The following is a 236-nucleotide window of genomic DNA, read 5'->3' as shown; positions in this document are numbered from 1 at the left end:
CTGGCAAGGCCTCTTTTAAATGGAGAACCTCGGCCTGATAATTTGCCGTCATCGTGGGCTGCCTCTGTAAAGCCCATCGAAAGACCTGCTCCAATCGAAGCCGAAAGCCCTATCAAAAAGGTTTGATGCGTGTCACCCGTTGCAAAAGCTGCCGCAAAAATCGGGGCAAGCGTGGAGACAGAACCATCCATTAAGCCTGCAAGACCAGGCTGAATCCACGTTAAAAGTGTTTGCTG

1 pseudogene is annotated in these 236 nt (G+C 50.8%); it reads right to left on the bottom strand.

From position 1 onward, the window contains the following. A pseudogene (locus ACFINS_RS10880) lies at window positions 1–236 on the bottom strand (hypothetical protein); the annotation flags it as partial.

Origin of the sequence: Bartonella sp. AA2SXKL (genome assembly GCF_042197205.1) — a bacterium.
In the GTDB taxonomy this organism is placed as follows: domain Bacteria; phylum Pseudomonadota; class Alphaproteobacteria; order Rhizobiales; family Rhizobiaceae; genus Bartonella.
The sequence above is the reverse complement of the archived record's forward strand: the minus strand, read 5'-3'. Positions and strand labels throughout refer to the sequence as shown.